The organism is Leuconostoc litchii, assembly GCF_008107645.1.
In the GTDB taxonomy this organism is placed as follows: Bacteria; Bacillota; Bacilli; order Lactobacillales; family Lactobacillaceae; genus Leuconostoc; species Leuconostoc litchii.
Map to the genome: position 1 here is coordinate 460,618 of NZ_SDGY01000001.1, position 23,132 is coordinate 483,749.

24 protein-coding genes, 3 pseudogenes and 1 riboswitch are annotated in these 23,132 nt (G+C 32.8%); of the genes and pseudogenes, 5 read left to right on the forward strand and 22 right to left on the reverse strand.

The window, feature by feature from the left end:
- Positions 1-6: 6 nt before the first annotated feature.
- From ESZ47_RS09480 to ESZ47_RS02390, 3 genes are read right to left on the reverse strand one after another with little or no spacing between them, the layout of a single operon-like run.
- Positions 7-435, reverse strand: coding sequence for a hypothetical protein (locus tag ESZ47_RS09480; protein ID WP_244307543.1), 429 nt, complete (start codon positions 433-435; stop codon positions 7-9).
- Positions 432-2,600: an ABC transporter permease gene (locus tag ESZ47_RS02385; RefSeq protein ID WP_244307544.1), complete on the reverse strand. Its 2,169-nt coding sequence runs from the start codon at positions 2,598-2,600 to the stop codon at positions 432-434. The genes ESZ47_RS09480 and ESZ47_RS02385 overlap by 4 nt, the downstream gene beginning before the upstream one ends.
- 46 nt (positions 2,601-2,646) lie before the next feature.
- Positions 2,647-3,399: an ABC transporter ATP-binding protein gene (locus tag ESZ47_RS02390; protein ID WP_148604408.1), complete on the reverse strand. Its 753-nt coding sequence runs from the start codon at positions 3,397-3,399 to the stop codon at positions 2,647-2,649.
- A gap of 80 nt (positions 3,400-3,479) precedes the next feature.
- Between ESZ47_RS02390 and ESZ47_RS02395 the strand changes: the two genes are divergently transcribed.
- Complete coding sequence (locus ESZ47_RS02395) at positions 3,480-3,785, forward strand: winged helix-turn-helix transcriptional regulator (RefSeq protein WP_148604409.1); 306 nt, start codon at positions 3,480-3,482, stop codon at positions 3,783-3,785.
- A 363-nt stretch (positions 3,786-4,148) separates the two neighbouring features.
- Here the strand turns inward: ESZ47_RS02395 and ESZ47_RS02400 are convergent, their stop codons facing one another.
- Together ESZ47_RS02400 and fabI are read right to left on the reverse strand one after the other, a co-directional pair.
- Positions 4,149-4,319 carry a hypothetical protein gene (locus ESZ47_RS02400; RefSeq protein ID WP_244307545.1) on the reverse strand — a complete coding sequence of 57 codons (171 nt, stop codon included), beginning with the start codon at positions 4,317-4,319 and terminating at the stop codon, positions 4,149-4,151.
- A 379-nt stretch (positions 4,320-4,698) separates the two neighbouring features.
- Positions 4,699-5,454, reverse strand: a complete 756-nt coding sequence (gene fabI, locus ESZ47_RS02405) for an enoyl-ACP reductase FabI (protein WP_148604411.1) — start codon at positions 5,452-5,454, stop codon at positions 4,699-4,701.
- A gap of 587 nt (positions 5,455-6,041) precedes the next feature.
- Here fabI and ESZ47_RS02415 point away from each other — a divergent pair.
- Positions 6,042-6,470: a YjdF family protein gene (locus tag ESZ47_RS02415; protein WP_148604415.1), complete on the forward strand. Its 429-nt coding sequence runs from the start codon at positions 6,042-6,044 to the stop codon at positions 6,468-6,470.
- Between the two features lie 239 nt (positions 6,471-6,709).
- Here ESZ47_RS02415 and ESZ47_RS09600 read toward each other — a convergent pair.
- The 9 genes and pseudogenes from ESZ47_RS09600 to ESZ47_RS02465 form a co-directional block, all read right to left on the reverse strand.
- Positions 6,710-7,108, reverse strand: a pseudogene (locus ESZ47_RS09600) (thiol-disulfide isomerase).
- Positions 7,109-7,131: 23 nt separating this feature from the next.
- Entirely contained in the window at positions 7,132-7,758 is a 627-nt protein-coding gene (locus ESZ47_RS02430; RefSeq protein ID WP_148604419.1) for a hypothetical protein, read from the reverse strand.
- Positions 7,759-8,283, reverse strand: a complete 525-nt coding sequence (locus tag ESZ47_RS02435) for a DUF3278 domain-containing protein (protein WP_148604420.1) — start codon at positions 8,281-8,283, stop codon at positions 7,759-7,761.
- A complete protein-coding gene (locus ESZ47_RS02440) occupies positions 8,273-8,479 on the reverse strand; it encodes a helix-turn-helix transcriptional regulator (protein ID WP_148604422.1) in 207 nt (68 codons plus the stop codon). Before ESZ47_RS02440 ends, ESZ47_RS02435 begins: the two co-directional genes overlap by 11 nt.
- Before the next feature lie 39 nt (positions 8,480-8,518).
- Positions 8,519-8,741, reverse strand: a pseudogene (locus ESZ47_RS09490) (hypothetical protein); the annotation flags it as partial.
- Between the two features lie 151 nt (positions 8,742-8,892).
- Complete coding sequence (locus tag ESZ47_RS02450; RefSeq protein WP_148604424.1) at positions 8,893-9,723, reverse strand: DUF1129 domain-containing protein; 831 nt, start codon at positions 9,721-9,723, stop codon at positions 8,893-8,895.
- Positions 9,720-10,088 (reverse strand): PadR family transcriptional regulator, encoded by a 369-nt coding sequence (locus tag ESZ47_RS02455; RefSeq protein WP_425280128.1) that lies wholly within the window; start codon positions 10,086-10,088, stop codon positions 9,720-9,722. The genes ESZ47_RS02450 and ESZ47_RS02455 overlap by 4 nt, the downstream gene beginning before the upstream one ends.
- Before the next feature lie 255 nt (positions 10,089-10,343).
- On the reverse strand, positions 10,344-10,547 hold the full coding sequence (locus ESZ47_RS02460; protein WP_148604425.1) for a helix-turn-helix transcriptional regulator: 204 nt from the start codon (positions 10,545-10,547) through the stop codon (positions 10,344-10,346).
- A gap of 287 nt (positions 10,548-10,834) precedes the next feature.
- Positions 10,835-11,764 (reverse strand): Rgg family transcriptional regulator, encoded by a 930-nt coding sequence (locus ESZ47_RS02465; protein ID WP_148604427.1) that lies wholly within the window; start codon positions 11,762-11,764, stop codon positions 10,835-10,837.
- 110 nt (positions 11,765-11,874) lie between these two features.
- Between ESZ47_RS02465 and ESZ47_RS02470 the strand changes: the two genes are divergently transcribed.
- Entirely contained in the window at positions 11,875-13,113 is a 1,239-nt protein-coding gene (locus ESZ47_RS02470; protein ID WP_148604429.1) for an MFS transporter, read from the forward strand.
- Positions 13,114-13,591: 478 nt separating this feature from the next.
- Here ESZ47_RS02470 and ESZ47_RS02475 read toward each other — a convergent pair whose 3' ends face one another.
- From ESZ47_RS02475 to ESZ47_RS09495, 8 genes and pseudogenes are all read right to left on the reverse strand, one after another.
- Entirely contained in the window at positions 13,592-14,791 is a 1,200-nt protein-coding gene (locus ESZ47_RS02475) for a hydantoinase/carbamoylase family amidase (protein WP_148604431.1), read from the reverse strand.
- A 6-nt stretch (positions 14,792-14,797) separates the two neighbouring features.
- Positions 14,798-16,030, reverse strand: coding sequence for an MFS transporter (locus ESZ47_RS02480; RefSeq protein ID WP_148604433.1), 1,233 nt, complete (start codon positions 16,028-16,030; stop codon positions 14,798-14,800).
- A 23-nt stretch (positions 16,031-16,053) separates the two neighbouring features.
- Complete coding sequence (locus ESZ47_RS02485) at positions 16,054-16,830, reverse strand: thiazole synthase (protein WP_148604435.1); 777 nt, start codon at positions 16,828-16,830, stop codon at positions 16,054-16,056.
- Positions 16,831-16,851: 21 nt separating this feature from the next.
- Complete coding sequence (gene thiF, locus ESZ47_RS02490) at positions 16,852-17,499, reverse strand: sulfur carrier protein ThiS adenylyltransferase ThiF (protein ID WP_148604437.1); 648 nt, start codon at positions 17,497-17,499, stop codon at positions 16,852-16,854.
- Between the two features lie 10 nt (positions 17,500-17,509).
- The gene (gene thiS, locus ESZ47_RS02495) at positions 17,510-17,707 is read right to left on the reverse strand and encodes a sulfur carrier protein ThiS (protein ID WP_148604439.1); all 198 of its coding nucleotides are present in this window, start codon (positions 17,705-17,707) and stop codon (positions 17,510-17,512) included.
- A gap of 26 nt (positions 17,708-17,733) precedes the next feature.
- The gene (thiE, locus tag ESZ47_RS02500; protein WP_148604440.1) at positions 17,734-18,372 is read right to left on the reverse strand and encodes a thiamine phosphate synthase; all 639 of its coding nucleotides are present in this window, start codon (positions 18,370-18,372) and stop codon (positions 17,734-17,736) included.
- A gap of 131 nt (positions 18,373-18,503) precedes the next feature.
- Positions 18,504-18,594: riboswitch (TPP riboswitch) on the reverse strand.
- Positions 18,595-19,014: 420 nt separating this feature from the next.
- Positions 19,015-19,881: an arginase family protein gene (locus tag ESZ47_RS02505; RefSeq protein ID WP_161595277.1), complete on the reverse strand. Its 867-nt coding sequence runs from the start codon at positions 19,879-19,881 to the stop codon at positions 19,015-19,017.
- A 97-nt stretch (positions 19,882-19,978) separates the two neighbouring features.
- Positions 19,979-20,326, reverse strand: a pseudogene (locus ESZ47_RS09495) (hypothetical protein).
- A 377-nt stretch (positions 20,327-20,703) separates the two neighbouring features.
- On the opposite strand from ESZ47_RS09495, the gene ESZ47_RS02515 reads away from it, so the two are divergent.
- Together ESZ47_RS02515 and ESZ47_RS02520 are read left to right on the forward strand one after the other, a co-directional pair.
- Complete coding sequence (locus tag ESZ47_RS02515; RefSeq protein ID WP_148605708.1) at positions 20,704-21,882, forward strand: MFS transporter; 1,179 nt, start codon at positions 20,704-20,706, stop codon at positions 21,880-21,882.
- Between the two features lie 186 nt (positions 21,883-22,068).
- Positions 22,069-23,028, forward strand: coding sequence for a S41 family peptidase (locus ESZ47_RS02520; protein WP_244307546.1), 960 nt, complete (start codon positions 22,069-22,071; stop codon positions 23,026-23,028).
- Positions 23,029-23,132 lie beyond the last annotated feature (104 nt).

Below are 23,132 nucleotides of genomic sequence, written 5' to 3' on the forward strand. Positions count from 1 at the left end.
TAAAACTCAAAGCAAAAAAATATTAGCAAATCGATTACCTTTAGCATGGTTGCTCATCATGATGGCAAGATATTGTAAACCTTGTGAAGCAAAAGAAGTTAAACACACTGCGCCTACTAAACCACCAACCATTCGTAAATTAGTATCATCGATGACATGCCCTTTGATAAGCAGTCTACGAGCAAAAAGATTATAAAGGCTTTGCCATAAAAATTTAGCAAACTTACTAGCAAACATCGAGGTAGTAAGTCTGAACGTTTGTTGTTCCAAATAGGTACTAACAAATGTAAATATAGGTAAAAATAGCGCTGTAAATATGCTAATGCCGATTAAATAACGATTGGTGTACTGACTCGTTGGAATCGCATAAGCCAAATACATGATAACTCCCATACTAAGAGCAATTTTCAAAAGAATACTGTGTAATAATTTCATAAAAAATCTCCAATTTTAATCTTTGTTATTCGTCGGCTTGCGATTAAAACAATCAAACTACTTTCAAAAATCAACAATGCAATAATGAATAAATTATATGATAATGGTAATTGTACGTTGAGTTTTGTTAGCCCACCTAAGCTCACTAAATTGTTTAATGAGGTAGACCCAATAAATTTATTAAGCATAAGGCTCAGAACAATACCTAAAGTCAATGCAAATCCTGCTCTGAGTAAATACTGAGTCCTTAATTCCTTGTTGGTGAAGCCTAACATTTTTTTCAACGCTAATTGACGTTTTTCTGTTTCAATCGTCAGATAACTGACAAGATAAACAAACAAACCAGAAACAATAAATGTTAGCAATAAAATGACATTAGCCAACACTTCTACTGCACGTTGAACACTCGTTGTTAAATTTTGTGTGCTTGCGCTTGTATCAATCAACTGTACATTACCATGTGAAAAACGATTTAGTAATTTATCTTTGTTAGTTGTATTTTTTAAATTAATATAGGTTGATGTTATTGGTAAGCTTGTATCGATCAACCCGTAGGCTTCTTTTCCTAAGTTGTTAATTGTTTGATACGTACCAACGATTGTCAGCTGTTTATTATTAACGGTTGCCGTTTTGACGCGAACAGTTTGACCAATACTGAGATGTAATGTTTTCATGAGACTATTTGATATCAATAGATCATTTGGTTGTTTAGGCTGGTGTCCTGCTAATAACTTTATTTCATGCGGTATTTGACTATATCGATGTACTGGTACGGCTTCATCTTTGAGAAGAATTTTGGTTTCTTGGTTATAACCACTGGATTTAATTGGTGTTACCGTACCTATATTTTTTAACGCTTCATTTCGCACGCTATTGTTTGGCGTGCGCATCATCAAATCAACAGTCGGCAAACCCAATAAATCATTAGTTTTTCCTTTAAACCCTTGATTGAGCGTCATAATCATTAAACTCAAAAACACAAATAAGCTAATCACTAAAGTGAAAGTCATATAATGACCAATTTTTTGTCTATAGTCTTTAAATGCTAAAACTATTTGTAGTGGCATACTACTTTTAGTCAAACTTAAATGACTCCTACTTGGCACACTTTTACTCTGACCACCATGAAAAGCTGCTGTCGGTGAAATTGATTTAATTGGTTTGAGCGATAATAAAATAATCGCTATCGAGAATCCCATCATAATCATTGAAATGACTAATACAATTGCAATATTAATCGACACATGTTGTGCACGCGTCAGACCATTTAACTGCCAGAAAAACCTGAATACAAGATTGCTAGTCCAAAAACTAACCAATGTAGCGGCAACTAGCCCAACAAGATTACTGCCTAAATAAGACAAAACATATGCCAAGTTAACTTGCTGATTAGTTATCCCGAGCGTCTTGAACGTTGCAATCTTTTGACGATCTTTTTCAATGCCTGATAGTAATGCAAAGCGCATAACAAATAAACAAATACCAAATAAAAACGTTGCTGCTAAAATAATGACGAGGGCTACAATTGTTGGTAACATTGTATAAGCTTTTTGAATATAAATTTTATTATAAATAATATCTGTTTGTAATCTGTCCTGATAATCTGATAATACCGCATTACTGTTTCTAGTCATTTTCAGAACATTGACATACGCCAATTGACTTTTCTGTTGTCCCTTTTGTTGCTGTAAAGTTTGTAAAGTCTCTTGAGATACAATCCCTTGCTTATATTTGAACAATGGACTGCCGAGTAAATAATCATCATAAAAGCCTTGTACCGTTAGCTGTTGTTGTCCAATATAAAAAATGTCACCAACTTTAAAAGCACCATTTGATTTGAGATAGGAAGATAATATTATTTTATGCTTATCCGGCGTTTTTAAATGAATATTTGTGCTCTTATTCGAAATAAATAACGCAACATTTTCGTTATTTTTGTTCATGACTTGTGATACAATGCCTGCATTAGACACAACACTTTTAACGTTTGTAAGTTTTTTTAGACTAGCTGTTATATCATGATCATTGTCTACTTTGACGATTACATCTGGTAATTTATCTCTACGATAAGCTGATTGATATTGAGAAATGTTAGCACGATAAGCAGTTATTATGGTCATACTTGTCAGCGCCGACAGAAAAGTTAATAAAGCAATAGTTATCATAAAGGTTTTCTGCCCTAAAATGAGTGATTTGATGATTTTCCGCATATTACCACCCCATTTCTTCTAACCAAGAGGTAATTTCTATTCGTCTTGTTTCAATTTGATCGAAATCATAAGGGGAAAATTTTCTATCTCCGAAAATCTTCCCATCTTTAATAAACAAAATACGATCAGCACGAAGAGCGGCTTTTAAATCATGAGTAACCATGACGATTGTTTGGCCATTCTGATTGTTTAAAGTCAGGCTATCAAGTACCTCAGTACCAGCGGTCGAATCTAGGGCGCCTGTTGGTTCATCAGCAAACAGCAGCTTAGGTTGATTAATTAAACTTCTAGCAATAGCAACACGCTGCTTTTGACCACCAGATAAGTGCGTAATTGCTTGATCTATTTGATCACTAAGCCTTAAGCTAGTAAGTAACTGCCGCGCACGCTTGACCACTTGTTGCTTAGACTTTGAGTGAAGCAGGAATCCTGGCAGACAAACATTTTCTAAAACACTTAGATGATCAATCAAGTTAAATGATTGGAAAATAAACCCAATCTCTTTTTTTCTAAATTGTGATAGTTTTTTATCCGTAAATTGCGTTAGATCTTGTTGATTGAAAAGAACTTTGCCGTTAGTTGGCTTATCCATGGTCGAAATATTTTGTAATAATGTTGATTTTCCCGCACCTGATGGTCCCATAATAACAGTGAAATCTGACTCGAAAATGTCTATATCCACATTTTCTAAAATTTTATGATTGTCATAGTGTTTGGACAACTGCTGTACTGTAATAATACTATTGTTTGGCATTTGCTTATTATCTCCCTTGTGATATATTTAATATGATAAACAATTATTAACTCTCCACAAGAAGGGAAAAAAAGTATACTATGTCAACAGCTAATTGTCCCGTACAATCCACAATAGATATCGTTAAAGGAAAATTCACCGTTGAGATTTTACAGGCTATTCACGACGGGCATAATCACTACGGTATGATGAAACATCGTATCCCTGACATTAATCCTAGAATTTTAGCAACCAGAATAAAAGATCTCGAATCAAACGGCCTTATTACAAGAGAACATGTACCAACTAATCCTCCACAAATTGCATATCATTTTACGGATAAGGCATTATGCTTATTCAAACTTGTTCCTGAGATTACAAATTGGTACGGGGATTATCAAAGATAAAATTAATTATTTTAGAAAAAATTAAAAGCCTAACGAATAAAATAAAGTAAACTCAAACAGTTTTGGATACAATAGAATTAATTAATTAACATATTCAATGCGATGATTGTTGCAATAACTGATAAAGTCATCAACAACGATTTTGAAATCATGGAACAAGTTGTTTTGTTTGTCATGTACGATATTAGTTTTTGATAATGAAAACCTTAATTGCTATGAATAATAGCGCCACGATGTTTTGATAAAGATTTTAATGGTCTCATGACAATCGCTATAATTGGTTTTTTGGCTAAAATCTCATCAGGAATTTGATAAGCCAGTGCCATCAGCAAATACTAAACTTTGTGGTACAAAAAAGCCGTGCTAAATAACACCGCTAAGGTTAGTAAATTGTCCCAAGTGTAAAACTAGTCGTAGCCCACTAAAGGCTGATGGTTGCAAGCTGTGAATACCTGTTTGTTGTTTCAAATCATTACCACCAATTTGATAATCATTGTCCGAATGATAGCCATTTCGATAGAACTTAAAAAACAATTGTTTGTTTTACAATTGTATCAAAAGCACCTCTGGTTTCATCAAAAATTATTTCTCTAATATATATAATTAAAGCAGAGTTACAAATATGTCTGTAACAAGGAACATAAAAATTATCAGATAAATGCAAAATGGTTTGCATTTATCTGATAATTTTTTTAATGAAACTTTTGGTTGGGCAATCCTATCGAATTTTCACTTTTTTGCCATGCATTCTCCCGAATATAATCCAATCACATCGCCCTTTCTTTCAATTTCATCATGCTAACTTAAATTCATAATTTTTCAATTATGTCACAAAAAAACGCAAGTCATAGTTAGTGCAATGCGTTTATTGTCTGAGTATTTGAATTGTTATAAAAAAGTAAATGAATTAATCTTATATGAGATGAGTGCCCTTATCAACGTAAATTATATCTCCAACTACGCCACTTGCGATAGGGCTCAACAAAAAGGCAGCTGTATTTCCAACTTCTTCAATAGTAACACCAACGCCATCAACAGTACGTTCATCAGACATTTGAATTAGACCATTATGGTTTTTAACGCCAGTAACGGCTAAGGTTTTAATCGCCCCAGCAGAGATGGCATTTACTCGAATGTTATTTTCCGCCAAATCACGTGCTAAATAACGAACAGACGATTCTAGCCCGGCTTTAGCAACTCCCATAATGTTGTAGTTAGGAATAGCTCTTTCAGACCCCATGTAGGACAGCGTTACAATTGAACCGCCATTGTTCATTATATCATAACCGTATTTGGCAGTAGCAATGAATGAATACACGCTAATATTTTGAGCGGTTGTAAAACTTTCAAGTGTTGAATCGGTTAATTTATTTGCTAAATCACTTTTTTCAGCGTAGGCAATTGCGTGTACAATACCATCAACTTTTCCTACTTTGTCAACAATTTTTTTAAAAGCGATTTGAATGTTTTCTGGCGTAGAAACATCACATTCTACTTTCAATACTGACTCGTCCACAAATCGATCTAAACTACGCTTCATACGATCATTTTGATAAGTCAAGATAACTTGACCACCCTGATTTAGAATTGCTTGCATACATCCAAATGCCAAACTGCTTTTATTTGCAACGCCCATAATGATTATTTTCTTATTGTCTAAAATTCCCATCTTATTGTCTTCCTCTAAATATTTTATTAAGTATAACTACAAACTATGCCTCATTTAAATTAATTTGTCAAGTTTTCACCATCAATAGACTCTTCAATGAATATCCCACCAACTAATTTTTAATTTTAACAATGCTTGAAAAATAGTTAAACACCATAAGAATACATAATGCATTGATTAACAAAAAAATAAAAAGCAAAGTACATTTAAATAAAGTCTTTTAATGTCTAGATCACGCAAACAAGTCATTCGATTTAACATTTTATTTTCCATCAATAAGGCATGAAAATCAGCAGAGCATTTCTGGATATTTCTTACAATATTTTTGTTTAAATCCATACCCTCTTCGTATTTTAGATAATACTGTAGTAAGTCTTGTATCGTAAATGTTTGTGTCATTACTAATCTTCTTATCTATTGAATATTTTTTTAATAAAAATATAAGACTAAATTATCTTCAGTGTTATAATAACAACCAGAAAGTAAAAACACTGTGCGGTTGGTAGTCCGGACATAAATGTAATAATTTTCAGTAAACCTCCTCCTTGGTTGTCCATCTTTCTATCGGTAAATTAAGGAGAAAAGATATGCACCAAAATAGTAATTCTTTGTCGTTGACCATTATTTTTGATCAACCTTTTTATGTTGGAATTTTTGAGCGGCGAACTGGCGATATTTATGAGGTTTCAAAAATAAATTTGGGTACTTCAGAACCGCGAGACAGTTTGATTTATGAACTTTTAATTGAAAACTGGCATCATGTTCGCTTCAACACAGTAAATATAGCAAATAATGAGCGAATTCAAAAAAAGGTCAACCCGAAAAGAATGCAACGCTTAGCAAAAAAGGCTTTAAAATCAGGTCTTAGCACTAAAGCACAAGAAGCTGTAAAATTAGCACAAACTACTACAAAACTTGAGAAAAAGAAACATAAATCATTAAGAAATCAAGAAATAAAAGAGCAACGTTACTTACTATCGCAACAAAAGAAATCAGAAAAACATAGAGGTCACTAATATTGGACTTTTTCAAATATTTGAGCATTTCAAGATTGTCTTTGGCGACTGGTAAACCAAAGTGTTGAGAAATGTTTTCTCGTTCTCTTTCATCGGCACTATCAAAGATAAAAATCTGGCCATACTGCCTATTACTCTTTTCATCATTAACATCACCCAATAGTGCTCAATAACAAATTACCTTGATATTGCACAACGGGATTTTCATACTTAATATTTATTTTTTTACCTATGAACTACTAATAACCTCCTGTCTGAATACAATAATTAATTTTCTGGCTATGGGCAGAAAATCTTTGATTAATATTGTTTGTTTTCATAAATGTTGTGTGACTTGAATAGCAAAGTCATCTATGTAATGCTTGTTATTAGCATTTGGAACAATAATTTTTTGAATTTGTCTCGTCTTATTTTTAAAGTTCAAGACATTGTGCCAAAATATTTTATAATAGTTCTTTTGACAATGTGAACAATTGGCATTGTACAAGAGCATTGCTTCATTTTTATTCTGAATCGTAGTGACTTTATTATTTTGAGAATACATTGACCCTTACGGAACCAATAAAAAAACCAGCCATTAGAAATACTATGACTGGAAATACTTTGATTATGATTATTTTTATCAATTCGCTTAATATGCTGTTTCATGATGTGCTTTTTTTTAATTATTGATTACTCTACTCTGTTTATTTTTTCTCAACTTAGTTCGCCAATAGTTCATCACCGCAAACATACCAGATAAGGTTATCAAAGCAAGTAATATGCGATTTGTGTAAGCAAACCAGGTTTGATGAACGATGATTGATATGCCCTCTTGATTTTTTACAATCATTTTGTTTAGTGTAATCATTCTAATAATCGTCATAATCTGTGTTGTAAGAGCAAAAAGACAACCGATGATGAATAATAGTGCCACACTCATTTTAGTTTTGTAAAAATATCCTATTGCCCCAATGGGCAACATTAAGATTGCTAGAATAATCCAGTGTAAATTCCACAGAACAGTTAAGGGGTTAAAAGCGTAATAAGTTATAACCATGCTCCACATAAAAGCCACCGTATTTATAGCTGACTCTTGCCAACTATCAGAATACGAACAAATTATCAGTGTGATGACTGCCCAGGATCCCAAGTCACTCGCCATGAAAGCGATGATATTTTGACTCCATTGATACTTTAGATGAGGAGCAATTTGCATTAAATGGCCTATCGCACCGCCCAAAAATATAAGCATGACAAGCTTAAGATATTTTACTTGATTTGATTTTATTGTTTGCCTAATCATCATCTACTGTACTTTCTTTAAATTCATTCTTTGAAAAAAGTACATGGCTACACCAAAGAAGGTGCTTTCAATAATGTGGGCTCCTATTGCGCGCCATGATGTTAAATCACTAAAATGAGGAGACATTATACCATTAAAAATAAAAGTTAATATACCGAACATAATACCTTGTCTTATTGAGACATAAATCAAACGCTTTTTCTGACTCTTAATATCTTTTACTTCTACTTCATTTTCAATTAAATGTTTTCGTTTTGTCGTAAAAATAATATATCCACAAATGCCACAAATTAAAAATATCATATTTGCGCCAATATACCACATTAAGATGTCTTCTGTATGTTTGTAATTATCAAGACTAAAAACAAATAAAACAATAAAATTACTAATTAAGGCATAATAAAACATGACCATAAAACCGGTATTACCAATTTTATAAAGTTCTTGACGTCGATATTCATCTAATACCCCTTGAACGCCATAAAAGCGTTTGAGTAGTTTTGTTGCCAGTGTTTCTTTAGTCTTCATTATCTTCCTCTTCCTCCCAGAAAAGTGTGTTCAGATCAGTTTCAAGCACATGAGCTAACTTCAAACAAAGCGATAGTGATGGATTATATTTGTCATTTTCAATCAAATTAATGGTCTGTCTTGCTACCCCAATTGCTTGCGCTAATTCGTATTGTGACATTTTTTTTGCTTTGCGATACGCTTTGATATGATTCATACTGAACTCCAATGTCATTTATATATGACTAACACTAGTCTAAAATACTTTAATTAATGTGTCAAGTATATATGACACATTAATTAAAGTATTTATTTTGATAGAAACTAATTTTTTGTGTCTTAATATCAAAATCGCTAGGTAATAGAACGGTTTGGTTAATTACATTTTGACCTGTACCGCTGGTGTGAATAATAACAGTGGTTAGGGTCTCAATTGTTTGATTATCTAAATTACTGATGGCTGTTTGATATTGACTTGTTTTTTATCAGTATCATAAATGATGGTATAGGCTAAACTGTATTCATCACTTTTAGCGACAACCAAACATTCCTACCACGTTCTTTTTATGAATATGGGTTTGCAAAAACAATTTCATTAGGGCAAGTGTGAAGAAATTATTTTTTAAAAATTTAATTCAACTCATTTTTCATTATATAACGGTAAGTTCCGAAGCCACATACAAGTGCAACGATTGGTCCCACAATTAATATAATCCATAATGCGGTAGATTTGGAAATCGGTTGGGTTAGTAATACAGCGAAACTTGGAATTCGACTACCAATTCCAAGTAGCGTATCAAGTACAATTAAAACATAAATAGTAATTAGAAAAGGCATTCGTTTACGCTCTACTATGAAAATTGTTGTTGTGATAAAAAATAAAATTAGGATAGTACCAATACCCCACCAACCCGGTAAACTAAAGGAAAGTGGTGTTTTCAGGAAAACACTACCTATGATTAGGCTTAAGAAAATCACAACGCCCACAGCATAACTAGTGTATTTTTTGAACTTATTTGTTTGATATGTTTCTTGTCCGGTTAACCATAAAATACCAAGTGAAAATATAAAACCAAGCGTTCCAAATATGATTAAATTACCAAGGTCTAATTGGGTTGAAGGCACTACTATGTTGGGAATTGTAAAGAAAAGGACATATCCAAACATGATGTAACAAGCTAACTTTAATGTTTCAAAAAAAGACTTAGGTAATGTTTTGAGTATCTCATCTGCCAACAATTGTGGATCTCTACCAAAATAGCTTTCGGCGGATTGTCCATTATTTTGAGCATCAATTAAGTCATGTAACATGTCTAATAGAATTTGTTCTACATCGTTTTCTCTATTAAATGTTGATTTACCACGGATATAGATTAACAAATCTTCATAATATCGTTTGTTTTCTAAATTTAATTTTTCCCGTAACTGATTGTTTTTATTAATCAAATTATCGTTATTCACGTGTCATTCCTTCTTTCATTTATTAAATCATTGACGTTGAGTGACAGCATATCCCATTTATTTAGAAATGTTTGTCGAGCTTGTTTACCAGTAGTTGTTATGTGGTAATATTTGCGTTGTGGGCCGTCTTTCGATGGTTGCGTTTTACCAACGATTAAACCTTTTTTTTCCATACTCATCAGCAATGGATAAATTGTACCCTTTGGAACATCAGCAAACCCATACTTTGAAAGTTCTTGGCTGATTGCATAGCCATAATAAGGCTGCTGATTAATTAAAATCAACAAACAACCTTGCAGAATACCTTTAAGCATTTGACTAGAAATATCATTTTGCGACAAGTTATCACCTCTTCTATTATGCATTGCATACTAGTAGTGTAACACAAATGACTAGTTTGTAAAACAAAATAGTAAAATACGTTTGTCATGATTTATTTATCTATTTCAATTAAATTGAGCGCAAATAAAAATACTTTAAACATATAGTTGTTCAAAGGTATTTTTTTAGTGTTTTAATAAAATTATTAAATTGGATAACAGAATTCTCAACGAGAAAGGCTAGTTTAAAATTTTTTATTAATTGTATCTTTAAACGTTCATCCATGACTTTTTTCATTTTCAGCCCCCCTGTTTTAACCAAAAAACTTCATCAAGCGTCTTGTTAAGTCCACAACAAATTCTCAAGCATAGACTGATTGTTGGATTGTACTCACCTTTTTCAATTAAACTCATCGTTTGACGAGTAACACCAGCAATATAGGAGAGATCTTTCTGAGACATTCCAGCTTCGACTCTAAATTTTTTTACATTATTTGTAAGCATAATAAATTTCCTTTTTAGGTAATGTATGTATTACCTAAAAAGGAAATTACTTCATGGAAAAGTCAAGTGTGCGAATTTGATTTAGTTATCAGTTTGATAGTTTAGCGAAACACTAAATAAAGTCAAATCGTAGCTATCAAAAGCATCACCGTTTGAACCAATTTTGTTGCAACATACATAATGACAATTTTCCTAAGCACCTTGCCTTGTAGTGATAATTTATCAAATTGTTGACCATTATTTTTCTCTTTTTTGATAGATTAGTTTGGAACATAAAAAAATATATTTTAAATGTATATTGAAATTACACGCGACCCATCAGGTTTATGCCCTTGTTTTTTATCTTCTTGTCTTTTTATATGATGTTCTAGCTGCGTACGTAAACTGTCAGCCTTTTCGTTATAACCCAATGAATCATAAATATCTATAGCTATGTTAGATTGGCGAACGCCCTTTGTGATATTTCCAGTCTCTATGTCATACCAACCTTTATTGAAAATTAATGTAATTTTTTCAGTTACATTTATATGATTCATTAAATAGTTTTCGGCAATGTTGAGTAATTTATATGCAGATTCGGGCTGCTCATACACCAAAGTCGAAAATGATGTCCAAACGACATGCATTAATTGTGTCTGAATGTTTAATAATGAGTGTTCATAAAGTTGTACCCGTTTAATTGCTAACTTTGTTAATAAATATAAAATATCAGCTGGTAACATAAATGATGTTAATGTGAATATTTGTAATTCATAAATCCCCCATGTTTCAACACCAAGTAAATAATCCTGCACGGGTTTAGCTAACACATATAGTTCATTGCTAGGCCATTCCTTAACCTCCTGATTTAACAGTAAAAGTAGACCGTTCGCTAAGATTAATAGAAATTCAGGCGTATTATCTCCATTTTTTTCTGTTTGGTCTTTTTTTACTGTTTTATAAAAATCTTGAATCAATTTTTTAGTAATAGCTTGATTATCAATTAATTTAATACGCTTTGATAAATAGTTCTCATTATTTTCCAGAAGTAAGAATTCAAATTCAGCCTGGCTTACATGCATCTTCTCTAACAGTTTAAAAAAACGTGAAACAGACATGTTTGATTGTCCTTTTTCAAATTTTCCAATAAAAGACGCAGATGCATTTTGATCTGATAAAGCCGTGAGTGTTATTTTTTTGTTTTTTCTTAGTCGATAGAATGTTTTTTCAATTGTCATTGGTTGTTTTTCTATTTGTCATATATGCCGTTTTGGGAGTGTTTATTAACTATAGCACTTAAACTCTAATAGAAGCAATATATAACAACATAGAAAGAAGGTAAAAACTTTTGCTACTATTACGAACTAACAAACTGTTGCGCATATTAACACTTTCGCAATTTATCGAGTTACTTGGTGCAGCATTTTTTAATATTGCATTATTAGTTTATGCTTCACAAACCAGTAATCCCAAAATTGCTACAACGGTTGTTGTAATTGCCAATACAATTCCTAGCATTTTGCAGATTGGATTAGGCTACTTTGCTGACAAAGCAAATGATAAACTATATTTAATGATTTCAACTCGAATAATCCAAGCAACTCTCTATTTCCTTCTAACGATCTTATTTGGATTATCAATGAATAACTGGCTGTTATTTTCATTTATTATTACGATTAATGTATCAAGTGACATATTGAGTGGCATTACATCACTTGCCACACTCCCTGTTATAAAGCACATTGTACCAGCAAAAATTATGTTGGATGCCCGTTCTTTACAAGTTTCAGTTATGTCATTGGTCAATGTTATTGGACAAGTCATCGGGGTCACCTTTCTAATGTTCTTAAATAATAATTTTTCATCCTTTTCAGCACTAAATGCACTGCTTTTTTTAATTAGTGGACTAGTACTATTGATTTCTAAAAAAACATTTAACAAAAAACTGCAAATCACAAGTCAGACAACTGATTCTATATCAAAAAGCAGTTTTGTTACATCTATAAAAATCAGTATGCATATGGTTGCAGCTAATAAAAGTCTAATGAATATTTTATTTTTGTTTACACTTTTAAATTTACTTGTGGGTTCAATTGAAGGGCTTATTAGTTTATCATTATTACAATATCCGACAATATATATTCAAAGTTACGGCTTTTCACTATCATTAGCTAACACAGCATTAGCAGCTGGACTTATATTGGGTTCATTTTTAACCAATGATTTTTTTAAAAAATTCAAATTAAATACATTAATCATTGGATTACTACTATTTTTAATGGTTCTTTGTTTTGATATTATTTACTTGCCGAACATCTACGTAATAATTATTAGTTTCTTTGGTATTGGTTATATTCTTGGAAAGATCAGCCCACGTGTAAGCACCTACGTTATGACAAGCGTTGCAGAGAAACAATTAGGTCAAATTACAGGATTTATGAATACATTAGTAACACTTAGTGTCCCAGTAGGACAACTTATTTTCTTATCAATCGCAAATTCATCGACTGTGAATAACTCATGGATTGGTATTATTATACTTTCAATTTTATTGACAATCTATTTATTTTTATACAAGAGAATATAACTACAATTTTGTGGTAAGATAAATAATCTATTATTGATCCGTTGTAGAATAATTTTCTACAAAATTTTTCATAAAGACAATATAATATCAAAACTAAGATTGACATTATAATGGCTTATGTTGCAACATAACTATAAATTAACTCGCAGCATTTAATTAATATTTCACATCTGATGTTTTAGGACATAAGCCTTAGGCGCAACTTATATGCCACTATAAGTAATTTTATATACTGATTCTCATTAATAACGTTAATGTTACAGAAGAATTCCAACTCCTATATCAAACTTTATGATTGTTATTCTACAGGCTTAGTACATTTACCAGATGTTTAATCAGTAGTTAGTAAAATTCCGGAAATGTTTTTGAAGCTTATTTTAAGGTCATTTAATATCTAGATTCCACAATTAAGTTTCTAAAAAAATACAGATACTCAGTATAATTTGCTAAGTATCTGTATTTTTTATTTAATTTTTATTTACTTATAGGCTAATTGGTATAATGCTTGTTGCAGTACTGATTGTCCATTTAGCAAATGATCAGATTGTGTATTTTCCGAAGGAGAATGACTAATGCCTTTAATACTAGGGACAAAAATCATTGTGGTAGGTATATATTTTGCGATAATTTGAGCATCATGTCCAGCACCAGAAATAAGCAACTGATATGCTGAATTATGATATTGCGCTGCCAAAACACTGTTATTTGCCAATTGATCACTTAATTTAATGGCATTCACATCCGTCATAATTGTCAGAATACTATCATTCAATTCCGTCAGCTCTTTTACAACTGTGAATGCATCATCTAAAATTTTTTGGCTTTTATGTCTTAAATCTAATGAAAAATCAACTTCACTAGGAATAACATTTGTAGCATTTGGTTGAACTCGTATTTGTCCAATTGTGTATCTCAACGCTACTAATCCATCTAAAACTTCATAAAGTTGATGAATCAATGTGACTGCTTTTTTCATTGCATCACATCTCATATTCATTGGTGTTGTCCCCGCATGATTAGCAACACCATAACATTTGATTAATAGCTTTTTCTGACCAACAATATCAGTCACTATCCCGATATCTTGCCCTTTTTTCTCTAATATCGGCCCTTGTTCAATATGTAACTCAATAAAAGCGTGGATCGAACCAGTTACTTTTAATTCAGACGCTAGTTTTTTTAATTGAGCCACAGCATTTTTACGTGCATGATTAAAAGATAAGCCTTCATGATCTTTCAGGCCGTATACTGTGTCTGCTAAATTGTTCATGAGATATCGTGAACCTGTAAAAGCTGTATTAAAACGTGACCCCTCTTCTTCCGAAAATGAAACAGCGACCAATGGTATTTTGGGATGACCAAATTTTTTCATTAATGTGCCAATTGATATCAAACTTGCTAAAGTCCCATAAACACCATCTAACGGCCCACCATTAATTACAGTGTCCATGTGTGATCCTGATAATATGAATGCTTTTCGGCCTAGTTTTTTTTCTGTTGTTGCATAGACATTGCCAATATCATCAACAAAAGTGTAAAGACCGTAGTCACTAGCAATCTGTATATACTTTTTTTGCGCCGCCAACCAATTTTCATCGTATACACAGCGCGTCACGCCATCAAAGCGAGTTAAACCAATTTTTTTGAATTCGTTTAGTAAAGATACTATAGTTTTCATAAGCGCTCATTCTCGTTCAGCTTCATATTTCACAAAATTAAAGCAAACTAACGACACTATCAATAATAATGCGGCAACATAAAAACCAATGCTCATACCTTTCATAATATCAATTAAGAAGCCAGTCATGATTGGTGCAATTATTGATGCAATCATCCCCAAAAAATTATAAATCCCAAATGTCATTGCCAGCTGCGAATTCTTAGCATTAATCTTAATGGTATACAATAACAAAGGATCTAATGCCATTTTCCCTGTTACTCCATAGACTAGCAAAGACAGTAACAAGACCATATCATTGTTAATCGTTACGCCGAAAATCAGTGAAATTGCCGACAAAGGAACTAAAATACATATCAATGTCTTAGTATTTTTCAAATGATCATTTATTCTAGCAAACAATAATGCACTTGGAATTGCGATAAACGGCACAATGGATGCTACCCACCCTACATTTATTCCTGAAATATGCCGATAATCTATCAAGTATAACGGTAACCAAGTAATCATTACAATCTGCCCATAAATTGAAGCAAAAAGCATCAAGTACGTACATGACAAATTACGTGTAAATAGCGCTTTGATGTCGATTGACTTAATTGCAGTCTTAGAATGATTTGGTTTAGCTGATGCATTAAACGGCTTGTCTCGTATAACCAATATATACAGAAGTCCAACGATTACAGTGGGTACGCTGATAGTGATAAATGGGATAGACCAATGAAAATGAAGCTGTAACACAAGAATACTGGATAATAATGTGCCAAGAATTTGCCCAAAAGCCTGTCCAGAATTAATTAAAGCGGTTCCAAAAGTTAACTTGTTTTTCGGTAATACTTGCGAGGATAATCCATACGATGCGCCATAGAAGCTTCCTTCACCAATACCCACCATTGCTCTAGTAATTAAGAATAGTCCAATAGTTGTGACTAATCCAGAAAATAAGGTCATCACACCAAAAAATATGAAACCAAGTCCAATAATCCATTTTTTACTAAAGTAGTCTGCTAAGGTAGAAAAAGGCATTTGTACGATGGTATACGTTAAGAAAAACAAGGACGAAATCAAACCCAGTTGACTATGATTCAAACCAAATTCTGACTGAATAGCTGGCATAACAGGATTTAAGATTGTACGGTCTGCATATATGAATATCCAACCAAAAAAATTTAATAAAATAATAGTGACCCAACTATTATGCCTATGCCTTTTATTTATTGGGTCTATCGTATTTTCCATGTGACTTCCTTTTTGAATTCATCCTAAGCAGGATTACTTATTCCTGTTAGTGTTGAAGACGGTGAAGCAGATCCATCTAATACCCGGCCAGGTTTTGCTAAATAAGCTTTACGCCCGGCATTGATTGCTAGTTTGAATGCTTCAGCCATCAAAGGAATATTTCCAGCAGTTGCTATTGCTGTGTTGGCCATAATGGCATCTGCCCCCATCTCCATAGCTTCAGCAGCTTGACTAGGTTTTCCGATACCCGCATCAATTATAATTGGCAAGTCAATCTCATTAATAAGAATCTGAATCAAATCTTTATTGGACAGGCCCTTGTTGGTTCCAATTGGTGCTCCTAGTGGCATAATTGCCGCCGCTCCCGCATCGGTTAATTGTTTGGCTATGTTTAAGTCGGGCAACATATAAGGCATTACAATAAAGCCTTCTTTGGCCAGAACTTCTGTTGCTTTTAATGTTTCATAATTATCAGGCATTAAGTATTTTTTATCAGGAATTACTTCTAATTTAATAAAATCACTACCACTTAATTCACGGGCAATACGGGCAATTCGGATAGTTTCTTCAGCATTTGTGCAGCCTGAAGTATTAGGTAAAATAGTGACATTCTTAGGAATATAGTTTAAAATATTTTCCTTGACGTCATTGGAACGTCTCAATGCCATTGTTATTATCTGAGCATCAGCATTTTTTACTGCTGAATCAATTAATTCATAGGAATATTTACCGGATCCTAAAATGAATCTTGAAGTGAATGTATGACCACCAATGGTCAAGGTATCAGTATTTTCTTTCATTACTATCAGTTTCTCCTAAATTTATAAAGCAACTTTACCGAGTATTAGCTGTAAAATGACATTTGCTTGATGACCAGCGCACACAAGCACTCTTGGTGCCATCAATCCTTCCACTCCAGCACTAATGTTATCCCCACAGATGTATACATTTTCGCTCTGTTGTCTCGTTTTAATATTATTTGGACTATGAATTCCAGCTAACCCGTTGCCCATAACAAGCGGTTTATTTGGAAAAATTTCACGAGAACTACCTAATAGGACTGCTTTACTATGCGGGTCATCAAATGCCTCACATATGATATCACTATCACCAAATAGAGTTTCAACATTTTGCGACGTGACTCTTTCTTGAATTGTTGAAATTGTAATAAATGGATTGAACTCTAATATATTTTGTTTTAGCGCAATCACCTTTGGTACATTAATTTGACTCAATTTAAATTGCTGTCGATTCAGGTTACTCAACTCAACAGCATCAAAATCAATCAAAGTCAAATGCCCTACTCCTGCACGCGCTAATGCTATGGCAATATTAGAGCCAAGTCCACCGGCACCTGCAATAGTCACATGGGCCTGTGCAAGTTTTTCTGACGTTTCTGGCACATTGCGTTGTTTCATATCTTCATATACTTCTTGAACGCTGTAACCATCAATATTAATTTTGTGCATAAGACTTCCTTTAACCTCCACCTACAAATGAAATAATTTCAATTTGATCATCATTATGAATAAAAGTATCTACAAAACATTCACGTTGTAAAATCTTACCGTTGTGTTCAACTACAATGTTTTCTAAAGCAGCATTTTTGTCATTGAGCAGTTGTGCAATTGTCTTTCCAACGTACTGATTCTCTACAGAACCATTTATCTTAAGCATTACCTAGGACCACCTTTCTCTAGTTTTTAAAGTACTTGGTCAAGTGCTTTAATCGTGTCGGATACTTTGTCCGCTATATTTTCGGCACACATAATTTCGCTAACCATCGCCACACCATTGATTTCAGTATTTTTAAAGTTGTGAATTGTATGTTCCTTGATACCACCAATTGCAATGACTGGTATGGAGACAGTTCGTGTAATCTCCTTTAAAGTTTCGATTGACGTAGGTTTTGTGATTACCTTGGTCTTAGTTGGATAAATAGCACCAACTCCTAAATAATTTGCCCCCTCTATTTCAGCTTGTGTGGCTCTCATGACACTTTTAGCAGAAACACCCAAAATTTTTTCTGGACCAATTAAGCGTCTTGCTACTGATATTGGTAAGTCACTATCGCCAATATGAACACCAGCGGCATCAACTGCTTGACAGATATCTATTCTGTCATCAATAATCAATGGAACTTTGAATCTGTCAGTAATTTCTTTCACTTTCGTTGCCAGTTCAAAATACTTATGCGTGGTAACCTCCTTTTCTCTTAGCTGAACGAGCGTGACACCATTCTGACATGCTTGTTCTATTCGACTTAAAAACTCTTCGTCAGAATAATCGTATCGATTTGTGACTAAATATAGCTTTAGCACCTTAGTTATATTTACATCCATGGGCTCTTTTTCGTAAACCTCCTGATAATATATTTTTGAAATTTTTCAATACACTGAACCTTTTTTAATTTTTTAAATAAAAAAGCTGTTTTTTTGCGCAAATGGGTACGCAAAAAAACAGCTTAATAAAAAATCTATTAATCACATCTTCCTACGCAGATTTTAATCTGATCAGGTTCAATGGGTATTTCTCAGCCCTCGCGGGCACCCCAGACATACATATATAATTTCATGAATACTATAACATTTATTTTTTGTAAACACAAGAAACAATTACTGAGCAAGTTTAAATATTAAAACTTGTAAAGATGAACTCAACATTAACCCCAGTTTCAGACACTACTTCTTAATTAAGCTGTAAACCTGACACCACAACCATTTAACTGCAATTTTTTTAATGGCTATATTGTACCGAATAATTGTTACTTAAATTAACCATTCTGTATTTAAACGCATTCGTTCTCATAAAAGATTAATAACACTATATCTCAAATTGTCAATCTGCTTGTTTATCAATATTGTACTCGAAGTACAAACTCTTTATAAAAAAAGCACACTATTAACAGTGTGTGCTTGATTTTAACTTGATTACGTTGTGCTACTTTTAATTAGGTTTTTGGGGCAGTCTGTAGTTCGTAAGTTTCATTGTTTATCATTGTTGAATAAGTTTAATGTATTTATAGTTTGCTTTAATTTGATGATGTCCCAAGGTAAAAATTCGGCAATCGTAATACCAACAATATCACTCACTTTTTGTATACTTGAAAAATAATCTGTTACTTGGGTTAACGTCAATTTACCATGACTTGATGGAAAGGCTGTTTGATGTGGTTCAGCAAAATATTGCAAACGAAAATCGTCTGGACTCAAAGAATCTAAATCAAAATGAATGGCTATTTTTGAAAAATTGTTATCAACTATCCATTTTTGTACTGCGGCAGTTGTGATTGGATTTTCATCTTGTATTTGATAGGTGAGACCAATTTTATCTAACTCAGCTGGTTCATCATCTGTTAATGGCTGCAATCCCAGAAACAGAACAGATTTTGGAGAAAACTTAGCATGAACTTCTTTAGCCAAAATTGGGTCGCCATGCCCCAATAAGTTACCTAAAACCATTGCATGTTCATTATTATAAAATTCCGGTTTCGATATATCTGGGTGAGCATCAATCCAAATAATTCCTAGATCATCACCATATTTTTCATGCAAATAATCAAATGGTCCCTGAGACACAAAGCAGTTTCCACCAACAGTAATAACCTTGTCAGGAGCTTCTTCCCTCAACGTTGCCCTAACTTGACGAATTTCTTCGACTAATTCATTTTTACCATTTACACCATTAACTTCACTATTGTCATCTGAATTATCTGGAGATATAACTGGCACCTCAACTGTTTTTATCTGACTGTCATTTAATAATGTTGCGATAATTTCCGCTCCAGCATAGTATTCTGGGCGATTTCCCGCACGCCAATCAGGTATTTTTAATTTAATTACTTTACTCATTTTAAGCCTTCCAGCAATCATTTTTTTATTGATATTATAATATATCATAACCCAGAACAGTAGGCAAATTGTGACTGACAATAATTTATAAATGTAATCAATGAATAGTTAAATGTTTTTTCAATTGTTTTTTAACTTGATAAAATTGTTCATCAATCTTGTTTAGCCCACTTCCATTATTACGATCAGTTACTTTAATCAGCAAATCTAAATCATGATAAGCAAAAGTCGATTCAATTAATATTGAGCCTTAGATACTAATTTCTTGTTAAAAAATACATCGCCATAAGTATGCACCTGTTCCTGTAATTGCATTGACACCTTCAAAGTTGTTTGAAATTTTAGTAAACCAGCAGTAAATTGAAAAACCTGTCTATCGCTTTCTTAATACTTGGTCTAGTTGAGACTATATAAATAAGTCGCTATACCTTTCTAACTGTTTGATTTACGGAAAGGTCAATATTTTTCTAATATCTATTAAATTATGTAACAGCAAGAGGCTTTTTTGTATATTTTCTTTTATACACAATAAATACCAATTAATAACAAGGTCAAACAAGCATACTAATTGTTAGAGTTCTTGCGTGATATTTAATCACTATTTATCTCTTCTATATTAACTAAAATACCCTGTTTACAGGGTATTTTCATTGACAAATCTTATAATTGATGTTAGATTTTTAGGTAAGTAAATATTGATGTTTAAATGACATCTGTGTTAGCCCTACATAAGTGGCATAGATTGGACATTGTCAATGCGATGCCCTCTTTTTTATGCACTTTTTACTGAAATTAGAAATATTAGAAATGAATGGTACTTTTATGACATCTTTCCAAAAACGAGCGTTGGCACTTCTTGTTGGCTCACAACTTTTAATAATGTTAGGAATTGGACTAATTATTCCTGTGGAACCATATATCAAAGATGATATGGGTCTTACTGCTACGGATATGGGCATCATGGCAGCACTGTTTGCTGCTGTTCAATTTTTAGCTTCTCCTATTATTGGCCGTCTCTCAGACAAATTTGCGCGTGTGCCATTAATCGCTATTGGACTCCTACTTTTCTCTATATCTGAAGGCCTATTTGCTTTGGGTATAGGGCATGCTCTCTGGCACTTGAATGTTGCACGAGCTTTAGGTGGTTTAGCAGCGGCGCTGTCAATTCCGTCCATAACTGCCTTGGCGTCTGATATGACTACAAGTTCAAACCGTGCAAAAGTCATTGGCTGGTTATCAGCAGCTTTCAGTGGTGGTATTATTTTAGGACCAGGTGTGGGCGGTGTGTTAGCAAATATTGATCACAAACTACCCTTCTTTGGTTCTGCTATTTTAGGTGCAGTAGCCTTTCTAATTTTCATTATTTTCATGCCAAACGAAGATTATTTGCGTAGTAGACAAATAGAGACGAAAACCGACCAGACTAAAAATAAAGAAAAACATTTTTGGAGTTTATCTTTATTTATGTTACTCATCATGATTTTAGTTTCATCATTTGGCCTAGCTGCATTTGAAAATATGTTCAGTTTATACTTTCATGATGTGCGAGGTTTTAACCTCAATGAAATTGCAATCTTTTTAATTGTTAATGGATTCTTATCGTTAATTTTCCAAGTTGCTTTCTTTGAAAAATTAGTACAATACATTGGCGAACTGATGATTATTCGCCTCAGTTTTCTCTTTGGATTCCTTTCAATTATTTGGATTTTATTTGCACAACACAAGTGGGAAGTATTTGTGGCAACATTAATAGTATTCGTTGGGTTTGATATTTTACGTCCTGCGATAACGACATTGCTATCCCATATCAGTGATTCACAGCAAGGGTTTATTAATGGCTTAAATATGTCGTTAACAAGTATTGGCAATATTTTTGGACCAGTGCTTGGTGGCGTTCTTCTAGATCTCAATAGCAACCTACCCTACACTTTTGTCGCTATAATTTTAGCTTTAGCTACGTTATTGACCCTTACCATCAAGTTCAAAAATAATCAATACTAGACCAATAGTTGTTTACATAATGCTTTTATCAGCGCCTTAGTCAAAATTTAAAACATCAACAACTTAGATTTCTAGTAACTAAAAAAATAAATAGTAAAGTATTTTATGTATGCCAATTATTTTAATGTTGAACTTAAATTTCAGTGCTTTTAAAGTACTTACATCTAAAAAAGAGAGAATTTATACATGAGAAAACGGTTAACAATAATCGCAAGTATTTTTGCTTGTTTCATTCTGGCATTTATGATGGTGATTTACATTTATGGCCCTAATATTAATTTTTACCTGTTGCCACCTTCACCTGAAAGATATGGAAAAATCGCAATCAAGAAAATGAATACCTATGGTTACTTCGCCAATAGTGAGGCATGGCGAAAAACTGAGAAAAAAGCTTTAGTAGATATGCAATCTGTCCATGATTACAATGAAGCTGACACAATTCTCCAAAAAATTGTAACAGTCGCAGGAGGAAAACATTCTCAAATTGTGACTGCAAAACAAATAACGACAGAAACAGAAAGTTATACAGAACCAACAATAATTAAAGAAAACGGCTTAGTTACAATTCATGAACCACAATTTCAAGGAAATACGCAACAAGCCAGTGAATATGCTAATAAAATCAATGACTTTCTCTTTAAATATAAACACGAAATTAAAAGTATTATTATTGATTTAAGTAATAATACTGGTGGGGATATGGCCCCTATGATATTAGGTATTTCATCGATAATACCAGATGGAAATATTCTTTCATTTGTTTCTTCAAATGGTAACAGTGAAAAAATATCCTTGAAAAATGGTACGCTTAACGCTGGCGGATCAGCAATCGATTTGCATCATAATGTAAAACTAACAAAAATACCAGTTGCGGTAATTATCAATAAACAAACCGGTAGTTCAGGAGAACTGACTGCTCTAGCTCTTAAAAAAATTTCAGGAGTTAAGTATTTTGGTCAAAATAGTGCTGGTTTTACTAGTGTGAATCGTTCTTTTTCATTATATACAGGAACAACCATGTATTTAACCACAGCAGGTGTTAAAGATACTAAAAACAAATTATATGTTAATGATCCTGTTGTTCCAAACATACAGACTAATGATCCTTATGGTCAAGCAAAACAATGGTTAAACAACGTTAAATAATATTAACGATATATAAGCGTTTTTCAGTAAAAAAGCTGCTTATGAAATAGTAAAATTCATAAGCAGAAGAATAATAGAACAATACTACCTACTGAAAAATAGTT

Bases quoted from the DNA above. Each gene is read 5' to 3' on its own strand.
- ESZ47_RS09480 (WP_244307543.1), bottom strand. From the start codon at position 435: ATGAAATTATTACACAGTATTCTTTTGAAAATTGCTCTTAGTATGGGA.
- ESZ47_RS02385 (WP_244307544.1), bottom strand. From the start codon at position 2,600: ATGATAACTATTGCTTTATTAACTTTTCTGTCGGCGCTGACAAGTATG.
- ESZ47_RS02390 (WP_148604408.1), bottom strand. From the start codon at position 3,399: ATGCCAAACAATAGTATTATTACAGTACAGCAGTTGTCCAAACACTAT.
- ESZ47_RS02395 (WP_148604409.1), top strand. From the start codon at position 3,480: ATGTCAACAGCTAATTGTCCCGTACAATCCACAATAGATATCGTTAAA.
- fabI (WP_148604411.1), bottom strand. From the start codon at position 5,454: ATGGGAATTTTAGACAATAAGAAAATAATCATTATGGGCGTTGCAAAT.
- ESZ47_RS02415 (WP_148604415.1), top strand. From the start codon at position 6,042: ATGCACCAAAATAGTAATTCTTTGTCGTTGACCATTATTTTTGATCAA.
- ESZ47_RS02430 (WP_148604419.1), bottom strand. From the start codon at position 7,758: ATGATGATTAGGCAAACAATAAAATCAAATCAAGTAAAATATCTTAAG.
- ESZ47_RS02435 (WP_148604420.1), bottom strand. From the start codon at position 8,283: ATGAAGACTAAAGAAACACTGGCAACAAAACTACTCAAACGCTTTTAT.
- ESZ47_RS02440 (WP_148604422.1), bottom strand. From the start codon at position 8,479: ATGAATCATATCAAAGCGTATCGCAAAGCAAAAAAAATGTCACAATAC.
- ESZ47_RS02455 (WP_425280128.1), bottom strand. From the start codon at position 10,088: ATGCATAATAGAAGAGGTGATAACTTGTCGCAAAATGATATTTCTAGT.
- ESZ47_RS02460 (WP_148604425.1), bottom strand. From the start codon at position 10,547: ATGCTTACAAATAATGTAAAAAAATTTAGAGTCGAAGCTGGAATGTCT.
- ESZ47_RS02465 (WP_148604427.1), bottom strand. From the start codon at position 11,764: ATGACAATTGAAAAAACATTCTATCGACTAAGAAAAAACAAAAAAATA.
- ESZ47_RS02475 (WP_148604431.1), bottom strand. From the start codon at position 14,791: ATGAAAACTATAGTATCTTTACTAAACGAATTCAAAAAAATTGGTTTA.
- ESZ47_RS02480 (WP_148604433.1), bottom strand. From the start codon at position 16,030: ATGGAAAATACGATAGACCCAATAAATAAAAGGCATAGGCATAATAGT.
- ESZ47_RS02485 (WP_148604435.1), bottom strand. From the start codon at position 16,830: ATGAAAGAAAATACTGATACCTTGACCATTGGTGGTCATACATTCACT.
- thiF (WP_148604437.1), bottom strand. From the start codon at position 17,499: ATGCACAAAATTAATATTGATGGTTACAGCGTTCAAGAAGTATATGAA.
- thiS (WP_148604439.1), bottom strand. From the start codon at position 17,707: ATGCTTAAGATAAATGGTTCTGTAGAGAATCAGTACGTTGGAAAGACA.
- thiE (WP_148604440.1), bottom strand. From the start codon at position 18,372: ATGGATGTAAATATAACTAAGGTGCTAAAGCTATATTTAGTCACAAAT.
- ESZ47_RS02505 (WP_161595277.1), bottom strand. From the start codon at position 19,881: ATGAGTAAAGTAATTAAATTAAAAATACCTGATTGGCGTGCGGGAAAT.
- ESZ47_RS02515 (WP_148605708.1), top strand. From the start codon at position 20,704: ATGACATCTTTCCAAAAACGAGCGTTGGCACTTCTTGTTGGCTCACAA.
- ESZ47_RS02520 (WP_244307546.1), top strand. From the start codon at position 22,069: ATGAGAAAACGGTTAACAATAATCGCAAGTATTTTTGCTTGTTTCATT.